This is a genomic window from Mucilaginibacter psychrotolerans (assembly GCF_004519315.1).
Lineage (GTDB): Bacteria > Bacteroidota > Bacteroidia > Sphingobacteriales > Sphingobacteriaceae > Mucilaginibacter > Mucilaginibacter psychrotolerans.
Window position 1 is genome coordinate 24,558 of sequence record NZ_SOZE01000029.1, and the last position, 16,648, is coordinate 41,205.

A 16,648-nucleotide genomic window follows, 5' to 3' on the forward strand; every position below is an offset into this window, starting at 1 on the left:
CTAACTTGCAGCATCCAAACTTGACTATGCAATGCCAGACCTTCGACAGCAACTTTTAACAAACAAAAAATTTAATCCTTTCAACCAGGCATTTAATGTAATTGGCTTGCAAAACGCGCTGAAGGCCTGGGCTGAAGGGCTGGCACCAGAACAGAAGGCCGACGTCATGCCGATGGTTGATACCTGCCGCGTGATCACTTTGCTCAGTGCCATATTCAAAAACATTTTAGAACAAATCGAAACCAATCTGCTTGATTCGGGTCTTTCCTATCAGGCGGTATTAGAATGCCTGGTCGCTCAGCACAACGGCACTTACATTGATATTACAAATGCGTACCGAAAGGGACAAGCCGGGCAAGGACTTGAATTGACTGAGATGTTCGCTCACCGGTCAAGCTCTACAGATCCAAGTATCGGAAACATTAATACATCCGGAGGATTGGTGGCAACGATAGATGTTATGAATGCCCTGATGGGCAGTGTTGGATACTTTAAAGACAAAATGAAATCTGTTAGTGACCAGTCTGATTCGCTTTCCATTTTTTATTTGAACAAACTTGATCTGATTTCCAATGTTTATTTTGGCTTTAAAACCTCCTATGACTCCTTGGTGTGTAATGATGGATTTTATAAAGTGACCGGTAAAAATAAATATACAGTTTGGTTCAAAGACCATGAAAAATTGGTATTTGAAGAAATCGGGAGGTTCAGGACGCAACAGGATAGTCTTGCCCACTACCTGCAGATGAGTGAATATTTTAGCAAGCACCCGGATAGTACTTTATATCCAAAGGAATGGAGTAAAAGAAAGATTGAGGACGTGCAGATCAGGGAAGTTTCCTATACCGCGAACGGTTATATTGAATATGTTTTGGCCCCCGGAACAGATTCCACTGAAAAAGGCGATGAGTTATCATTTTTCGGGTCAATACAGGCCTTTTATGGCTTTTTAGAAAATGCGGAGTTGCCAAAGCTAAACCCACTACGGTTATGGGATGTGTTATGCCTTTTCAGCATGATTCAACATTTGTTTGAGAAAGTGGCTTCAGTGGCGGTAGAACAAGGAGATTGTTATACCATTGCCGAGGTGCAGCATATTCCATTCAGAATAGTAAGAAAAAATTTAGTTGATTATTTGCTGGCCAGAACAACCTATACAGCCGCTGAAGTAGAGAACTTTGTCAATTTATTAAGCAACCGGCCAGATGACCGCGTTAATTTTTGGCAGCGGCCCTTCCTGCCTGCGGGGGATGATTTATTGGTACCGTTTCTTACTACGGTTGCGCCTGTAACCTATTACCTAATCGATTACTGGTTGGAGTCAGCAGGTTACCAGCTGGAAAAACGGGGAAAGACTTTGGAAAAACATGTGAAAGCCAATCTCAGCAGGCACCTAAGCAGGAAAGGTTTTACATTTAATATACCCACCGCCAGCCGGTTTAGAATACCGTCGGGTGCATACGAGGAAATTGATCTGGTTTTAGTGCTTAAGGATATTGTGTTGGTTGCAGAAGTCAAGTGCATCCGGTATCCGATGGAGCCATTTGATTATCATTTCAGTTACAACCGGCTAAGTGAAGGCGCTGCGCAGGTGAACACAAAAACAAATTTCCTGTTAGCCCATGCGGAGGAATTGAAGCCATTAACCGGTGATATCAGCAGTAAAAAAATTGTACGTGCAGTGATTACCAATTATCCGATTTTTACCGGGCGTATCATTGAGGACGTACCGGTAATTGACTTCTACCTTTTGGAGGCGTATATTGCCCAAAGTCAAATCGTTCATTATGCAAGCTATTCCGAGAACAACAAAATTATTAATAAGCCGGAAAAATCAACCGCACTATATCAGACAGAAGCTGAATTTTGTGCCAACCTCGATGATCACTTGCGTAACAATAGGCTATTGGAAATTTATAAGCCAAAAGTGAAAATTCACGACCAAAAAATGACCGTTAACGAATTTCCGGTGGAGGTTTATTTGCAAATGGCGGCTTTTCAGGAAGCCTAAGTTCAACCTGTCTTTATATCATTATCTTCGTTAAAATGAGCCCTGTTAGAAAACCACATAATTTAATTACGGAATATTGGGACGACATGGAATATTTTTTAGCCGAGGCAGAGAAGGTTGAAAAATGGCGTAAAGAAACCGATGCGCCTATTTTCCCTAAAAGATATATCCGACACTGTATTTTATCAGCCTTCCTTTTTCTGGAAGCGTTCATTAATGGTGAATATTTCGAGCAAATGAATTTTGCTGACGGCATCGCAGGCCTGAAGCCCATTCAAAAAAGAGACCTGGAAACGATGATTATTAAAACGTCTTTTGATGAAAAGTGGTCATCCTGGGTGGCGGACTTTATGGAACAATCTAAACCCAATTTACAAAATGAGGTGCCATATAAAAACCTGCTCAAATTAAAGTCTTGGCGAAATCAGTTAACGCATTATAAACTTCACGAACTGTTTATCGTGGCACACAACATTCAAACCATTTCAAATGCAAGAGAAGCCCGAAAATTTTCGCAGCAGGCGATCAGATGGTACTATGACAAAACAAAATTTGAGGTGCCGGAATGGATCGCGCGCGATATCATGAACTAGCTATAACCCTTATTTCTTATTCAGGAATGTATTAATTTTGCGTTCAAACGCACACTTGCCCACTATTTTAAAATTTTAAAATCCCGTTCCTGGTTAGGCGACCATACTTTGAAGTCCAGGTCCATTTCTCTCTTGCGGATTCTGCCTGTACAAGTCGACACAGCCGTATGGACATCTTCATAGTAAGGCTGGAAAACCATTCCAGCCGGTAAGATAAAAACGAACTGCGCCGTTTTTAGCAACAGATCATTCTTGTATTTGGGCATTTCCCGGTGCAGGTAGATTAGTACCCTGTTCAAATATTTCTCATTCATAAAATAAAAATCGCTGCATTAATGCCCCGGAGGGGGGTACCACTTCAATGCTTGTCGTTTGTTAGCGACTTTAATAATTGTTCCATTTCCTTTTGATGGCCGTTGATCGCACCCGCCAGTTCTTCCTGTTCATCCACGGATAGCAAATGGTCATCATATATCCAATTGTCTGCGACGTCGAATAATATCCGGCCCAATTCTGCTTCGGCTATAGGATCATACAATCGGTAGCCCACTCCACTATCCGGAAAGATATGCACCCACTTACCAGTGCTTAATTTCACCGATTTAGGTAGGTCATCAAATAGCTTATTTTTCATTAAAACAAAAGTGGAAAAAAAATGTAAAAAAGATATAGATTTTGCTAAAAATATTAGCATAACTTTATAGTCCTCAAAATTGGCAACATGGTACCATTTAATTTACAACTCGAACTCACAAACAGGCTGACGACAATTGCTATTGAGCAGCTTGATCAACTCGCTGATGCAGCAGGTTTTATGCGGTATCAGATCAGGACATTCAACGATAATTCGGTGATTTATGTGAATATAGAAGATGGGCCGCTGCCGATGGAAGAAATTATTGGCTTCAGTGAAGAGGAAGTTTTTTTACTGGATGAGGTAAAAGCTATTGCCGCAGCCATCCGGCAGTATAACAGCAGCCGCAATCTGAATTTTGATCAGATGGCTTTTGACTTTTAAAAACTGTACCATGCTCCAAACGAAAGAAGAAATTATCAGCAGGCTTCGCCAGGATATGATGCGTTGGGAGGGCTTCCGCCCGCCGCAACCCGGCGCGAACAATGATTTGGGCCTTGGCGTTGTTGCTGCCGCCTTTCCCGATGGGATATTTCCCACTGGCGCAATTCACGAGTTCATTAGCAGTAGCCCCGAGGATACTGCTGCCAGCGGTGGCTTTATTGCCGGCCTGATTCAAAAACTTTTGAGCGACGGCGGAGCCTGTTTATGGATCAGCTATACCCGCCGTATTTACCCTCCAGCGCTTAAACTGTTTGGGGTTGATCCCGACCGTGTGATATTCGTAGATGTACCGCTGCAAAAAGATGTGCTTTGGGTAACCGAAGAAGCGCTGAAATGCGAAGGTGTTGCTACGGTGGTCTGCGAAACAAAAGATCTCAGCTTTACGGAATCCCAACGTCTACAATTAGCCGTTGAGAAAAGCCATGTAACCGGTTTTGTACTGCGGAAGGATGTGAAAAAAGCCAATACGACAGCCTGTGTTACGCGCTGGAAAATTCGTCCGGTACGCAGCCAGTTACGATCCGGTATGCCTGGCGTCGGCTATCCGCGCTGGCAGGTGGAATTACTTAAAGTACGGAATGGCAAACCTGGAAATTGGACTGTAGAATGGAAAAAGCAAAATTTCCAGACCGTAATTGCGCCTCGGATTATCGAACCAAATCGTCAGTATGCCTAAGCGTTTCGCGTCCATATGGTTCCGGCACTTACTCACAGACCAAAAGGCGATCCGCCAAAAGGGCCTGAAAGGGAAAGCTTATGTCTTTGCCGAACCGGAACATGGCCGTATGCTAATTACCGCATTGACCGAAGAGGCCCGCAAATACGGGGTAACGGAAGGCATGACCGTAGCAGATGCGCGGGTTATTGCACCTGACCTCTTGGTGTTCGATGGCAAACCGGACCGTAACCTCAAATTACTGACCGGTCTTGCAGAATGGTTCCTGCGTTATACTCCGCTCGTGCAACTGGACCCGCCAGACGGATTATTACTGGATGTCACCGGGTGTACGCATTTAAAAGGCGGTGAAAAAGCGTATTTACAGGAAATCGTTTCGCGCCTAAAAACGATAGGTTATGACGTTCGGCCTGCGATTGCCGATACCATCGGTGCTGCATGGGGCGTGGCTCGCTGCGCGGCATCCGGTCTGATCGTACCCGAAGGCGCGCACCGCAATGCCCTTATGCCCTTACCACCATCGGCACTACGTTTACCTACCGATGTACTGCTAAAACTGCGTAACCTGGGATTGTACCAGATCAGCAGTTTTGTTTACATGCCTAACTCGGTTTTGCGCCGTCGATTTGGGAAAAATATGGTACTGCGTTTGCATCAGGCGCTTGGCCAGGAAGTGGAATTTTTATTTCCGCTCAAAGAACCAGTACCTTACAGTGAACGGATGGAATGCCTTGAAGCTATCAGTACCCGACCTTCCATCGAGATCGCCCTGAATAGCCTGCTCGAAAAACTTTGTAAAAGGCTATACGGGGAAGGAATGGGCCTGCGTTCTGCTGTGCTGACCTGGTACCGGGTAGATGGAAAGAACGGCAATATTACTATTGGCACCAACCATGCCAGTAACCGGGTGAACCATCTGTTCAAACTTTTTTTTATTAAGCTCGAATCGATTGAACCCGGATTGGGTATTGAGTTGTTTGTCTTAGATGCACTCAAAACTGAACCTACCAGCGATAAACAAAGTGAACTATGGTCGGCCAAAGGCGGGACTGACAGTGAAGAAGTTGCCGAACTGCTTGACCGGGTGGCAGGCAGGATAGGCAACACGCATATTCATCGTTACCTCCCTGGTGAACATTACTGGCCGGAACGTACCCCGGAACCTAATAGCGATATAAAAAAAGCACCAGAAAGCGAGTGGCGAACGGATAAACCACGGCCCATGCAAATACTGGATCAGCCCGAACGCGTAGAAGCGATGGCACTGACACCTGACTACCCGCCCAAGCTTTTTATCTGGAAAGGCGAACAGCATGTGATCGTAGGTGCCGACGGCCCCGAGCGTATTGAGCGGGAATGGTGGCTTGAACCGGGGGAACACCGGGATTACTATGTTGCGGAGGATGAGGACGGGCGGCGTTACTGGCTATTCCGCTCCGGCCATTATAACGCGGAAAACAATCAGCACTGGTATTTACATGGATTTTTTGCTTAACACCCTATATGAGTTACGTCGAATTACAGGTGACCAGCAATTTCAGCTTTCGGCGCGGTGGCAGCCATCCGGAAGAACTTGTCGACCACGCGGCCGACCTGGGTTATGATGCCATTGCATTGACCGACCGCAATACTTTTGCTGGTGTCGTCCGTGCTTACCAGGTAGCTACAGACCGGAACATTCGACTGATCCCCGGTGTGCGCCTTGACCTGCTCGATGGTCCAAGTTTGCTGGCCTACCCAACGAATAAAGCAGCCTACGCCCGATTATCCGCGCTGCTCACGCTTGGCAACCTCCGTGCTGAAAAAGAAAAATGCTATATCAGTAAGAAGGACGTTTACGGCCATGCTAAGGGCAGCTATTTTATCATTATTCCACCCGACAAGATCACGCAGGATTTTGAATTTGAACTCGTTTTCACCCACCACGTTAAAGATTACCGGGCCAATCTGCCCAATCTCTATATAGCGGCCACCAAATACTATACGGGCGATGATGCCAAACGCTTGTTCCTTTTAGCGGAGTTGAACATTCCGCTCGTTGCCACCAACGATGTACATTATCACCACGCGTCCAGGCGTGAGCTGCAAGATATTTTGACCTGTATCAGAGAAAAATGCACCATTTTCAATGCAGGTTATAAGCTGCATCAAAATGCCGAACGCCACCTGAAGGAAAAAGTGGAGATGGAGCGCCTGTTTCGCATTTACCCTGAAGCGATCACTAACGCCAGGGTCATTGCGGACGCCTGCAGGTTCGATCTGAAATCACTGAAGTACAAATATCCCAGTGAGTTGACCACGGACGGCCGTACACCTCAGCAGCAGTTGGAATATCTGACCTGGAAGGGTGCAAACGCTTACTATATAGATCATGTTCCGGAAAAGGTGATTAATGCGTTAAGGGAAGAACTGGCGATCATTGCAGAACTGGATGTTGCTGATTATTTCTTAACTGTAGAAGATTATGTGACCTGGGCACGGAAACAAAACATCCTTTGCCAGGGGCGCGGTTCAGCCGCCAATTCCGCGGTATGCTTTGTATTGGGAATCACCTCGGTGCCTCCGGATAAATCCAACTTACTTTTTGCCCGTTTCCTGTCGAAAGAACGCAACGAACCACCGGATATTGATGTAGACTTTGAGCACGAGCGGCGCGAAGAAGTCATCCAGTATATTTATAACCGCTTTGGCCGTGACCGTGCTGCTATTCTGCCAACCGTTTTTACGCTGCACTATAAGGGAGCGGTAAACGATGTAGGCCGGGCCATGGGCCTCTCAGTCGATGTAGTTAAACAGCTTTCGGATGCTTACGGAGATATGTCGGATGAAGAAATTACTGCCGAGCAGGTTGGCACTTTAGGGCTGAATCATAAAGATCCGCATTTGATTAAAGTGATAGAACTAGCCTCGCTGCTGATCGGTTTTCCCCGTCAGCTCGGCCAACATACCGGAGGCTTTGTCATTACCGATGGTAAACTCAGCGACTTGTGCCCGATTTTTCACGCCCGTATGGAAAACCGCACAAATATCGAATGGAACAAAGATGATATCGATGCGCTCGGTTTTATGAAAGTGGATGTGCTGGCTTTGGGTATGCTGACTTGTATCCGCAAGGCTTTTGATCTGGTGCAAAGCCATTATGGTATTACACTGACCCTGGCCAATATTCCGCAGGATGATCCCAAGGTTTATGATATGATCACTGCCGCTGATACGCTGGGTGTATTTCAGATCGAAAGCCGAGCGCAAATGTCCATGCTGCCGCGCATGAAACCTACTTGTTTTTATGACCTGGTGATAGAAGTGGCCATAGTGAGGCCTGGCCCGATACAGGGTGATATGGTACATCCTTATATTCGGAGAAGGAACGGTGAAGAAGCGGTGGATTATCCTTCGGAAGAAATTCGTTCAATCCTCGAACGCACGCTCGGGGTACCGCTTTTTCAGGAACAAGCGATGGAACTGGCCATCGTGGCCGCCGGATTCACCCCCGGTGAAGCCGACCTGCTCCGCCGCACAATGGCTACCTTTAAGTTCAACGGCATGGTCAGCAAGTTTGAGCATAAGCTGATCAACGGCATGACCTCGCGGGGTTATACTGAAGAATACGCGCGCCGCATCTTTAAACAGCTCGAAGGCTTCGGCAGTTATGGTTTCCCTGAAAGTCATGCGGCCAGTTTTGCCTTATTGGTTTATGTTTCCTGCTGGCTTAAATTTTACTATCCAGAAATATTCTGCGCGGCACTGCTCAACAGCCAGCCAATGGGCTTTTACCAACCCGCGCAAATCGTCCGTAATGCCCGCGAGCACGGCGTTAAAGTGCTGCATCCCGATGTGAACCATTCCCAATGGGACAGCATACTGGAGCCCAAACAAGATCAGTATTTTACGATACGTCTGGGCTTCAGAGAGATCAACGGTATTCGCAAGGAAGAAATGGATAAGCTGCTCGCCGGCAGGATAAATCCTTACACTGAACCACATCAGATCTGCGATGCCGGGGTCACCGTAGCCGCGATGGAAAAATTAGCCAACGCCGATGCTTTTCGCTCAATGGCCCTCGACCGCCGACGCGCGCTCTGGGAAGTTGCTGCCTTGCATGATCGTCCAGTGCAGTTAATGCAGGGCCAACCCTCAGAAAGCCTTCGTGAACCGGAAGTTAATCTGCCGACGTTAAGGCTTTCCGAACATGTGGTGCAGGATTATGCTACCATCGGCCTGTCAGTCAAAGGCCATCCGCTCAACTTTATCCGGCACACGCTTGACTTACTGCATATCAAAACGGCCAAAGATGCGAATCAGACCGAAAATAAAACGGTCATTAAAACGGCCGGCCTGATCCTTGTCCGCCAACGGCCCGGTACGGCAAAAGGTGTTTGCTTCATCACGCTTGAAGACGAAACGGGTACGACCAACCTTGTTGTTTTCCCTAAGTTATTTGACAAATATCGAAAAGAGATCCTGCATGCGAGGCTCCTCATGGTCGAAGGCGTTGTCGAACAGACTCAGGTCACCCACATTATTGTTAAAAGAGTATTTGATATCACGAAACTCTTGGGGGATCTGACCGCTATCCGCAATGAAAAACAGCCCGTGCTCACCCTATCCAGGGCTGACGAAAAAGCCTCGCCATTCATTCCTATGGAAAAACCCCTCAAAACACAAGAGCCAGCCGACACTTTTTATAAAGGGAGGAATTTCAAGTAAGCGTAAGTTTGGGAAAAGCATTATCTTAGTTATCAAAATAACCCTTACTCATCCTATGCGTACAATATTGACTACGCTGGTGCTGCTTCTGAGCGTGGCCGCATTCGCACAAAATGATGATAACCGTACGCTTACTATTCCTGTTATCTTTCATATCGTTTACACCGATACCATACCGGATAACGGGATTAGTGACGAAGTGAGGGACAATGGCAACAGTACAACCCGGTTAACCAGAGAGAAGCTATTAGCTGAATTGAAAGATCTCGACCAGGACTTTCAGCGAACCAACCCGGATATCGGGGACGTTATCCCTGAATTCCAATCGGTCATCGGAAACCCAAATATCCATTTCATCTTGCAGGATGTACGGTATGTTAAAACTACGTTGGCAGATATCCGCCAGTCCACAAATTCCACCAAGCTACACGAGTTGAGCCCTGCCGAGCATCCGGAAAGGTTTCTTAACGTCTACATCAGTACCCTGCGTTTTCACGGCGGCGGATCAGAGGGCTATACAAATGTTCCGGTCAATACACTACCTGCTAACGACGATTATGTAAATCTGAATTATATGTGGGTCGGCTTGCATTATCGCTTATTGAGCCATGAAGTGGGGCATTGGCTGGGATTATACCACATGAACGACGAGCATCAGCTCAACACCTGCAATATTACGGATATCCCGGTGCAAAACAAATTAACAGATATTCCTTGTGTAGTTTGTACCAAACCCAGTGTCAGGGTTATCCATAGCCAGCGAAACCAATTTGCCAAACCCAATACCAACAACTACATGGATTATTCAGGCTGCCGCAGAATGTTCTCATTGCAGCAAGCCGCATATGTGCGCAACCTTATTTTCAGATTAAGACCGGCTATTTGGAATGACCAAACAGTTCAAAATTAAATGTCGTTAATTTCCAGCCCAGTAGGGATCTATGTCTGGCTTAGTAAATTCCTTTGCCACAAGCCTGGCTGCTTTTAAATAAAGTTCGTGGTCTTTCCCAATATCATTGATCGGCTTAGCCAGTCTTGAGAGTTTTAATGATCCCTCCTCACCAAAATTGATCACCTCAACAATGCTTAACCGATCCGGAGGTATCAGGCTGCGCATAATGACAAACTGATATACCATAGCTTTTTCATTATTGGTCTGATTATCCCGGTATATTTCTTCGGTTGTAAACTGATTGCTTTCCTGCGGTAGCTTAACGACAATGTATCCCTCAGACCGGTGAATTTCCGGTATCTGTTCTTCGGCGATAGCGGCCATTATGCATTCCACTGCCTCATTGGAAACAAATATTTTACCTCCGCGCCCAAATAAACCCTGGGCCTGAATGCTGTCAAGATTCTGTAGCGGTGAAACGTGATAGAAGGCAGCTCCTTCTTCCAAAAGAAAGTTTTTCATTATTAAGCCGCTGGATACAGTAAGGATTCGGTTGTATCGAGATAACTCATATCAATCGGTTTTAACTCCGCGTATTCCAATGGTGTCGCTTCGCGGGTACTCAGGTAATCTTTTGATATCGTACAAAACTCCATATCCTTTGACGGCACCTGTGCCAGCGCCAACTGCGATAAGCGCTCCTGGTTCGGGTCGCCCAGTAACCACTCGTAGGCCTGGTCGTCATTCAGGATACTTGGCATTCGTTCTTTTGAATTATGGATCTGTTTCATCACCGAATTTGCTGGGGTCGTTCCCAGTGCTGCGCAATACACAAGTTCACCGGTTTCCGGGTCAAGCCACTGGTTGTACAGTCCTGGGAACCAAAAATATTCCTGCTCTTTAAGTGTAACCATGTAGGGGTATTTTACTTTCGCTGCGAGCGGCTGGCCTTTTTTGCCCAATTTTTCAACGTGGCGGCTTTCCACGATGCCCGTCGACAGTACCAGACAACGACGCCCTTTTTTCACCGCATCTGCCCACATGGAGGTCTTCCCTTGGTCGTTCGTGAACAAGTTCTCACCTTTGAAATTCATTGTCAGGTAGCTGCGCATAAACTTCATAGCTTCCTCGCGACTGCGGATATATGCGGGTACGTAGCCCCAAAATGATTGTACGATCTCAAAATCGGTTTTATCATCATTCGCGATAGCGATAGCCATCGGCTGGAACATAAAACCATTATGCACACCGACGTTCAGGAAATTGTAATTCCTGACGGCCTTTTCTAAGTTTTTTAATCGAATAAACTCGGTGCGGGTAACTTTTTGTCCGTTGTAGTAGCACATAACTGGTTCCTTCTGTATTCACGAATATACGCAGCAATAACCTTGCCTGCAAATTCTGCTTCCTCCTGACGTCCTTCGGGAAGGGAAGTCCAAAAATTTAGCCCGTCAGCATCTTCAGCTATTGTAATATTTAAAGGCGGTTTGGAATTAGGATAGACAACATGGTAGACCCGAGCCGATTTGACCGTATGACCGCTCACCTGGACAATCTGCCCGTTTAGCTCTACCTCAAATTTCTTTGGATCATCCATAAGTCAAATATACTAACATATTTAGTAATTCAAAAATACAAAGTGAGCAACTCGTATATCAATATTTTTTATGAGTTTACAAGAAGAACTCAAAAGCACCTCAATATTAACAGGCAAATCTTCTAAATCAAAATGTACTACCAATGATATTATTTCCCATTTCCAAAAACGAAAGGACATGTTTTGCCGAGTCATAATAGATTGAAAATAAATCGAATACCCATTTGAATTTCTTATACAAATAGGTATTTTTATTTCTTGGTATCATATCTATTCTTCCAACCATATACGCTAATCCTTATTGCTATGAATTTGCTCCAACCTGAAGAATTCCAATTGACGGACAATCCGATCCCAATCCTTGTCCAACTCGGTCTGACCTATAAATGCAATCTCAAATGTGATCATTGCTATGCATTGTATCACCGGGATCTCAACGAACTTTCATATGATGAATTGAAGGATCTTATGACCCAACTTTACAATGCAGGCAGCTGCTCTGTGGTTTATTCACATGGTGAGAATTTGATCAGGAAGGACTTTCACGAGATCGCGAAAATGATAAGCGGTTTTGATATTTACCAAACGTTGATGACGAATGGCTTTTATCTACAGACCGAAGAAGAGGTCTCCCGACTAAAGGAAACCGGTATCAATCGCGTGCTTGTCTCCATTGATAGCCCAAGAAAAGAGGTGCATGATCGGGTCAGGGGAGTCGAAGGGGCCTTTGAAAAAGCGGTGTCCTCTTTGCGTATGCTTCAGCAGGGTGGCATACCTACCGTGGGGTTTTCTACTACGATAGACGTGCATAACTATAATACCGTACGTGAGCTTGTCGAAATGGCCAAGTCAATGGGGTTAGGTGCCATTAGCCTTATGCAGAACAGATATAATAAACCTGGGATCTTTATGCACGATCTCTGGATCGATTACGTCGATACATGCAAGTCGATATACGAACTGATCCTGGAAAACGAGGGAATTATTGACATTTATACGCACGATCCTTTTATGCTCACCCTCCTTGATCAGAGAATGACAAACAATGATAAACGCGCAGCATTTATTGGTTCGAATTTGTGTAACGTCGCCACGAGTATGGTTTCTATTGATCCTGTAGGTAATATATCTGGTTGTAATTTTATAGAAGAGATCATTGGCAATGTAAGGAATGAACCTTTTATTAGTATTTGGGATAGGCTCGTGAAAAGGTATAATGACAAGGATGCTCCGCCAGACGGACCATGTTCCGGTTGCAACGCGGTACGTGCCTGTGTCGGCGGTTGTAAAGCGTTTCACTATAATGGTAAATACGATGAACGATGCGGCAAGAGACGATTCGGGGAAGATAGCGTGCATGAAGTGACTGAGCTTTCATTGCCGAATTACCCAACGGCACCGAGTTTTAAAACAGCCGCAAAATATAATCCCAGAATCAAATAAAGAAGCCGATGAAAGTACTTTTTGTAAACCCGCATTATTCTTTTGATCCGTTTACTTTACTGCTGCATCCGCCGCTCGCTTTCGGTTATTTGAGTAATTTTCTAAAAAAAGACGGCCATGAAGTTTATCATGCCGACCTTCCTTTTCATGGTAACCGACCGGAAGCTGTTTTATCGTTTATAGAAACGATCCAGCCTGATGTTATTGGCCTGACCGCGGTCGCACAAAGTTTTTATCATACCCTTGAGATCACAACACTGATCAAACAACACTATCCTGCGATTCCGATCGTCGCAGGCGGACCGTTGGTTACATTCGTTCCGGAGGATGTGCTTACCCGGCACCCAAGTTTGGATTATCTCATCCTTTATGATGGTGAAGAGTCCTTTGTCGCCTTGGTCAACGCCTTACAAGCGCGGGCGACTTCGCAGCAAATGAAATCGATCCCGGGTATCGCTTTTAGGGATTCGCACGGATCAGTAATTGTTACGCCTCCAGCCCCTACGGTCTCCGATTTGGATTATTACGGAATCCCAGACAGAAGTATATTTGAACTCAAAAACTACCTGGCCTATGACTATGAAACTGTGTTGGTTACTTCAAGAGGGTGTCCCAGCCGTTGTACTTTCTGTTCAACAACTTTGATGGGCCGAAATTTCAGGTATAATTCGCCGAAACATGTGTGTGACGAGATCGAACAGGTCCTGAACATGGGATTTTCTTCGATATTTTTTGGTGATGATACATTTTCCGGCAATTCCAAACGGACCATAGATATTTGTACAGAGATTAATGCGAGAAGCCTTAAATTCAATTGGACCAGCAATATGAGAGCAATAGATGCTAAACCAGATGTCCTGGAGGCAATGCGCGGGGCGGGCGCCTACCGGGTATTTGTTGGATTTGAGTCGATCCAGAATTCCACCTTAAAATTGATCAAGAAAGGCACCACCCCTGAAAGGTTATTTCAAAAAGCTAACCTTATCAAATCGTACGATATCGAGCTGCATTCCGCATTCATTATCGGAGCACCAGGCGATTCTGATGTGTCGCTCAGAGAGACAATGGATTTTATAAGGATCATTAATCCGACTGTTGCAACATTCAACTGCATGGAGCCAAGGCCCGGTACTGATGTTTACAACCATCCGGAAAGATATGGACTGATTATGCCTGACAAGTATTGGTACGAGAAGCTTGATTGGATGGAGGAGCCGGTATCATATACAGCCGACCTCAGTCGATCAGAGATCAAGCAATGGATCAACCGCTGCTATGATGAATTCTGTTCGCCGACTTTTCTGGATACCCACACGAACGATTTGGAAATGGTTAAAGCGGCTTGGGCCTAAGATGGGACAGGCAAGGAAAAAGATACACATCGGATGTATTGGGGCAGGCATCGCAGGCAGGTCGCATATTTTCGACATTATTTCAAACGGAGACCTTCAACTCGACGCATTGGCGGTCAAAACCTTGAAGACACGCAACAAGGTTCAACGCGAATTCACAGTCACGAATTGCTCCACGGATTATAGGGGATTATTGAAGATGGAACAAATCGAGTATATCGTTTTAGCGGTACCCAACGATATTGCGCCGGAATTTGCGTTCAAAATACTTCAAGCTGGAAAGCATTTACTCGCTGAGAAACCATTGCTAATCTTTGGTTCCGATTTTTTCAAATTCGCATTGCTCCAGAGAATTTCTGAGCGAAAGATTTCTGTTCTGTATTCAAGGCGATTAAGAAAATCGTGGCGTTATGTCCGTGAGTTGGTAAGAGAGGAAAAAATGGGTGATATTTTATCGATTGAATTTCACTGCAACGGGCCTTACCGCCAACGCTTTTCAAAACAGGGGCATACTTTCAGGTCCGACGCCAGACAAAGTATGGGCGGGGTCGTAATTGATACTGTATCGCACCTTCTGGACCTAATGGTTTTTCTTTTTGGTAGGATAGGAACTGTTGTATCTGCCCAACTGGTTACCGAGCAGTCGACAGGCTTAGAATACATGGGTACCATCGTTATCGATCATTTCAATCTATTCAGGGTCACTGTGCATGTATCAAATGAAGACGATGCAGACGAAAAAAAAACCGCCTTGATTCGGACAAACGACGGCGAGATCTGGGTAGATGAAAAGCAGTTTGCTATGAAAACTGCCAATGTTGACCACCGTTTTGCCGACGGTTATCTCTGCCGGCCTGTTGACGTAGCTGCGGGAGAGCCCAAAGAAGAGCATATTCTGCTAACGGACCTTTTGGAGGCTAAGCAGATATGCACTTGTATCCAGTCTATTTATGCGGAGGCCGGGATCAACTTAAAAAAAAAATGGATATTTCCAAGAGCTAAGGTCCTGGCCAAGCGCAGTGGGGCCTGTTAGAGGGAGTGCTCAAACCTTGATAATTCAGCAATAAGCATCAAAATCAGTTGGCTGGGTTCGATCTTGCTGTCAACTTTTTCGGATTTATAATAGGCGAAACCCGGATCTGTCATTCTGCTCTCTGCATTAATGAAAAACAGCGCTGGCGACCATTTCGTTCTGCTCCACTTACCATTAGGGTTGGCTTCCAACTCATCAAGCTTGTCTATTAAATCAAACAGATTGGGCTTAGGTAACGTCGGCCGTTTTACAATGTCATACCATAAATATTCCCGGTGATACAGCGCATATCGGTAACCGTCCGACGTGGCGACCACTTCTAATATCCGGAGTCCTTTGCAAAATAGGTTCCTGGCAAAATTATCGAGTTGAACAGGTGTGAAAATTACGCTCAAACTGGTCTCGATATATTCCTGAACGCTGATCTGACTGCTATTCAACAGATCAATCTTCGATTGTAGCTCATTAAGCGGCCCTTCCCACAATTCTTTGTGACTGTCCGTCTTATAAAGCAAATCAGGCAACTTTTCAAGGACATATCTTGTGGCAGCTGTCTCCCTTTCAGCCTCTGATTTGCCATTTAGTGCTTCTTTTATAGGTGAGCATTCAGGATCAGGCAGCGCGCGTATAATACAATCAAACTTGAAAGCCTCAAGCGTTGTCCATTCATAAAAATCCGAGGTCTCCGCATAGTTGATGATTGTAGCAGCATGGGCCAGTGCTTTCTCTTTATTCATTAGAGCCCAGATCGCCAGGACACCATCTGTATCATAATGATCGTTGGTCACCAATTCGTATGCCCGTTGCTGCTGCAGATTGCTCTTTGTTAAAAAATTCAATACGATTTCGACACTCAGGTCTGCCTTTAGCTCATGTGGGGTCAAGTTTCCCGGCCAGTGGCTCAAATGCAAGCCTTCACCACAGTCAAAGCCATCGACAATGATTTTGGGAACACCCGAAATGGATGGATCATATTGAATATATTCCATAAATGCTTTACTCGATCAAACCCGACTTAGCAAAATCATCAAGAAATTCAACCACTTGGGCTTCGATCACGGAGGGGTCTTCATCATAATCAGCAGCAAGCACAGCCGAAATTTCACGGGCACTTGATGGTTTATCTCGGAGGATCGCGATCAAGCTGGACGCGGTCTCGTTCAATTCATACATGACCCCCTTTTCACGGTCAAAAAGCATGATCAGGTTAAGGTTTGTGGGGCGACAGGTAATATTCGGCCTGATTTGAAATTGTTGTTCCATATG

General features: G+C 45.4%; 17 protein-coding genes. 10 read left to right on the plus strand and 7 right to left on the minus strand.

Translation table 11 applies throughout. The annotated features are described in order from the left end of the window. Positions 1-31: 31 nt before the first annotated feature. Both E2R66_RS21655 and E2R66_RS21660 read left to right on the plus strand, forming a co-directional pair. A complete protein-coding gene (locus E2R66_RS21655; protein WP_133234693.1) occupies positions 32-2,011 on the plus strand; it encodes a hypothetical protein in 1,980 nt (659 codons plus the stop codon). Positions 2,012-2,046: 35 nt separating this feature from the next. After that, on the plus strand, positions 2,047-2,604 hold the full coding sequence (locus E2R66_RS21660; protein WP_133234695.1) for a hypothetical protein: 558 nt from the start codon (positions 2,047-2,049) through the stop codon (positions 2,602-2,604). Positions 2,605-2,666: 62 nt separating this feature from the next. Here E2R66_RS21660 and E2R66_RS21665 read toward each other — a convergent pair whose 3' ends face one another. Continuing rightward, positions 2,667-2,918 carry a hypothetical protein gene (locus E2R66_RS21665; RefSeq protein ID WP_133234697.1) on the minus strand — a complete coding sequence of 84 codons (252 nt, stop codon included), beginning with the start codon at positions 2,916-2,918 and terminating at the stop codon, positions 2,667-2,669. 44 nt (positions 2,919-2,962) lie between these two features. Continuing rightward, the gene (locus E2R66_RS21670) at positions 2,963-3,202 is read right to left on the minus strand and encodes a hypothetical protein (protein WP_133234699.1); all 240 of its coding nucleotides are present in this window, start codon (positions 3,200-3,202) and stop codon (positions 2,963-2,965) included. A 123-nt stretch (positions 3,203-3,325) separates the two neighbouring features. On the opposite strand from E2R66_RS21670, the gene E2R66_RS21675 reads away from it, so the two are divergent. The 5 genes from E2R66_RS21675 to E2R66_RS21695 are packed head-to-tail and all read left to right on the plus strand — an operon-like array spanning position 3,326 to position 9,975. After that, on the plus strand, positions 3,326-3,622 hold the full coding sequence (locus E2R66_RS21675; protein WP_133234701.1) for a hypothetical protein: 297 nt from the start codon (positions 3,326-3,328) through the stop codon (positions 3,620-3,622). A gap of 10 nt (positions 3,623-3,632) precedes the next feature. Continuing rightward, entirely contained in the window at positions 3,633-4,358 is a 726-nt protein-coding gene (locus E2R66_RS21680; RefSeq protein WP_133234703.1) for an ImuA family protein, read from the plus strand. Then, positions 4,351-5,853, plus strand: a complete 1,503-nt coding sequence (locus E2R66_RS21685) for a Y-family DNA polymerase (RefSeq protein WP_133234705.1) — start codon at positions 4,351-4,353, stop codon at positions 5,851-5,853. The genes E2R66_RS21680 and E2R66_RS21685 overlap by 8 nt, the downstream gene beginning before the upstream one ends. Positions 5,854-5,861: 8 nt before the next feature. Beyond that, entirely contained in the window at positions 5,862-9,065 is a 3,204-nt protein-coding gene (locus E2R66_RS21690; protein ID WP_133234707.1) for an error-prone DNA polymerase, read from the plus strand. A 55-nt stretch (positions 9,066-9,120) separates the two neighbouring features. Beyond that, positions 9,121-9,975 (plus strand): M43 family zinc metalloprotease, encoded by an 855-nt coding sequence (locus tag E2R66_RS21695; RefSeq protein ID WP_133234709.1) that lies wholly within the window; start codon positions 9,121-9,123, stop codon positions 9,973-9,975. Between the two features lie 6 nt (positions 9,976-9,981). Here E2R66_RS21695 and E2R66_RS21700 read toward each other — a convergent pair whose 3' ends face one another. Genes E2R66_RS21700 through E2R66_RS21710 form a run of 3 tightly spaced genes read right to left on the minus strand, consistent with a single transcriptional unit; the run spans position 9,982 to position 11,554 of the window. Next, positions 9,982-10,479 (minus strand): hypothetical protein, encoded by a 498-nt coding sequence (locus E2R66_RS21700; RefSeq protein ID WP_133234711.1) that lies wholly within the window; start codon positions 10,477-10,479, stop codon positions 9,982-9,984. Between the two features lie 2 nt (positions 10,480-10,481). Then, on the minus strand, positions 10,482-11,303 hold the full coding sequence (locus tag E2R66_RS21705) for an SOS response-associated peptidase (RefSeq protein WP_133234713.1): 822 nt from the start codon (positions 11,301-11,303) through the stop codon (positions 10,482-10,484). Continuing rightward, positions 11,252-11,554, minus strand: a complete 303-nt coding sequence (locus E2R66_RS21710) for a hypothetical protein (protein ID WP_133234715.1) — start codon at positions 11,552-11,554, stop codon at positions 11,252-11,254. Before E2R66_RS21710 ends, E2R66_RS21705 begins: the two co-directional genes overlap by 52 nt. A gap of 306 nt (positions 11,555-11,860) precedes the next feature. Here E2R66_RS21710 and E2R66_RS21715 point away from each other — a divergent pair, with 306 nt between their 5' ends. The 3 genes from E2R66_RS21715 to E2R66_RS21725 are packed head-to-tail and all read left to right on the plus strand — an operon-like array spanning position 11,861 to position 15,382. Next, the gene (locus E2R66_RS21715) at positions 11,861-12,997 is read left to right on the plus strand and encodes a radical SAM/SPASM domain-containing protein (RefSeq protein WP_133234717.1); all 1,137 of its coding nucleotides are present in this window, start codon (positions 11,861-11,863) and stop codon (positions 12,995-12,997) included. Between the two features lie 8 nt (positions 12,998-13,005). Beyond that, a complete protein-coding gene (locus tag E2R66_RS21720) occupies positions 13,006-14,349 on the plus strand; it encodes a B12-binding domain-containing radical SAM protein (RefSeq protein ID WP_133234719.1) in 1,344 nt (447 codons plus the stop codon). Position 14,350: 1 nt separating this feature from the next. Beyond that, positions 14,351-15,382: a Gfo/Idh/MocA family protein gene (locus E2R66_RS21725; protein WP_158288475.1), complete on the plus strand. Its 1,032-nt coding sequence runs from the start codon at positions 14,351-14,353 to the stop codon at positions 15,380-15,382. Here E2R66_RS21725 and E2R66_RS21730 read toward each other — a convergent pair. Both E2R66_RS21730 and E2R66_RS21735 read right to left on the minus strand, forming a co-directional pair. Further along, entirely contained in the window at positions 15,379-16,371 is a 993-nt protein-coding gene (locus E2R66_RS21730; RefSeq protein ID WP_133234723.1) for a DUF6687 family protein, read from the minus strand. The two genes, E2R66_RS21725 and E2R66_RS21730, sit on opposite strands and share 4 nt — an antisense overlap. A 7-nt stretch (positions 16,372-16,378) precedes the next feature. Further along, entirely contained in the window at positions 16,379-16,645 is a 267-nt protein-coding gene (locus E2R66_RS21735) for an HPr-rel-A system PqqD family peptide chaperone (RefSeq protein ID WP_133234725.1), read from the minus strand. Positions 16,646-16,648 lie beyond the last annotated feature (3 nt).

Bases quoted from the DNA above. Each gene is read 5' to 3' on its own strand.
- E2R66_RS21690 (WP_133234707.1), top strand. From the start codon at position 5,862: ATGAGTTACGTCGAATTACAGGTGACCAGCAATTTCAGCTTTCGGCGC.
- E2R66_RS21735 (WP_133234725.1), bottom strand. From the start codon at position 16,645: ATGGAACAACAATTTCAAATCAGGCCGAATATTACCTGTCGCCCCACA.
- E2R66_RS21705 (WP_133234713.1), bottom strand. From the start codon at position 11,303: ATGTGCTACTACAACGGACAAAAAGTTACCCGCACCGAGTTTATTCGA.
- E2R66_RS21715 (WP_133234717.1), top strand. From the start codon at position 11,861: ATGAATTTGCTCCAACCTGAAGAATTCCAATTGACGGACAATCCGATC.
- E2R66_RS21685 (WP_133234705.1), top strand. From the start codon at position 4,351: ATGCCTAAGCGTTTCGCGTCCATATGGTTCCGGCACTTACTCACAGAC.
- E2R66_RS21665 (WP_133234697.1), bottom strand. From the start codon at position 2,918: ATGAATGAGAAATATTTGAACAGGGTACTAATCTACCTGCACCGGGAA.
- E2R66_RS21725 (WP_158288475.1), top strand. From the start codon at position 14,351: ATGGGACAGGCAAGGAAAAAGATACACATCGGATGTATTGGGGCAGGC.
- E2R66_RS21680 (WP_133234703.1), top strand. From the start codon at position 3,633: ATGCTCCAAACGAAAGAAGAAATTATCAGCAGGCTTCGCCAGGATATG.
- E2R66_RS21675 (WP_133234701.1), top strand. From the start codon at position 3,326: ATGGTACCATTTAATTTACAACTCGAACTCACAAACAGGCTGACGACA.
- E2R66_RS21700 (WP_133234711.1), bottom strand. From the start codon at position 10,479: ATGAAAAACTTTCTTTTGGAAGAAGGAGCTGCCTTCTATCACGTTTCA.
- E2R66_RS21695 (WP_133234709.1), top strand. From the start codon at position 9,121: ATGCGTACAATATTGACTACGCTGGTGCTGCTTCTGAGCGTGGCCGCA.
- E2R66_RS21710 (WP_133234715.1), bottom strand. From the start codon at position 11,554: ATGGATGATCCAAAGAAATTTGAGGTAGAGCTAAACGGGCAGATTGTC.
- E2R66_RS21730 (WP_133234723.1), bottom strand. From the start codon at position 16,371: ATGGAATATATTCAATATGATCCATCCATTTCGGGTGTTCCCAAAATC.
- E2R66_RS21655 (WP_133234693.1), top strand. From the start codon at position 32: ATGCCAGACCTTCGACAGCAACTTTTAACAAACAAAAAATTTAATCCT.
- E2R66_RS21660 (WP_133234695.1), top strand. From the start codon at position 2,047: ATGAGCCCTGTTAGAAAACCACATAATTTAATTACGGAATATTGGGAC.
- E2R66_RS21720 (WP_133234719.1), top strand. From the start codon at position 13,006: ATGAAAGTACTTTTTGTAAACCCGCATTATTCTTTTGATCCGTTTACT.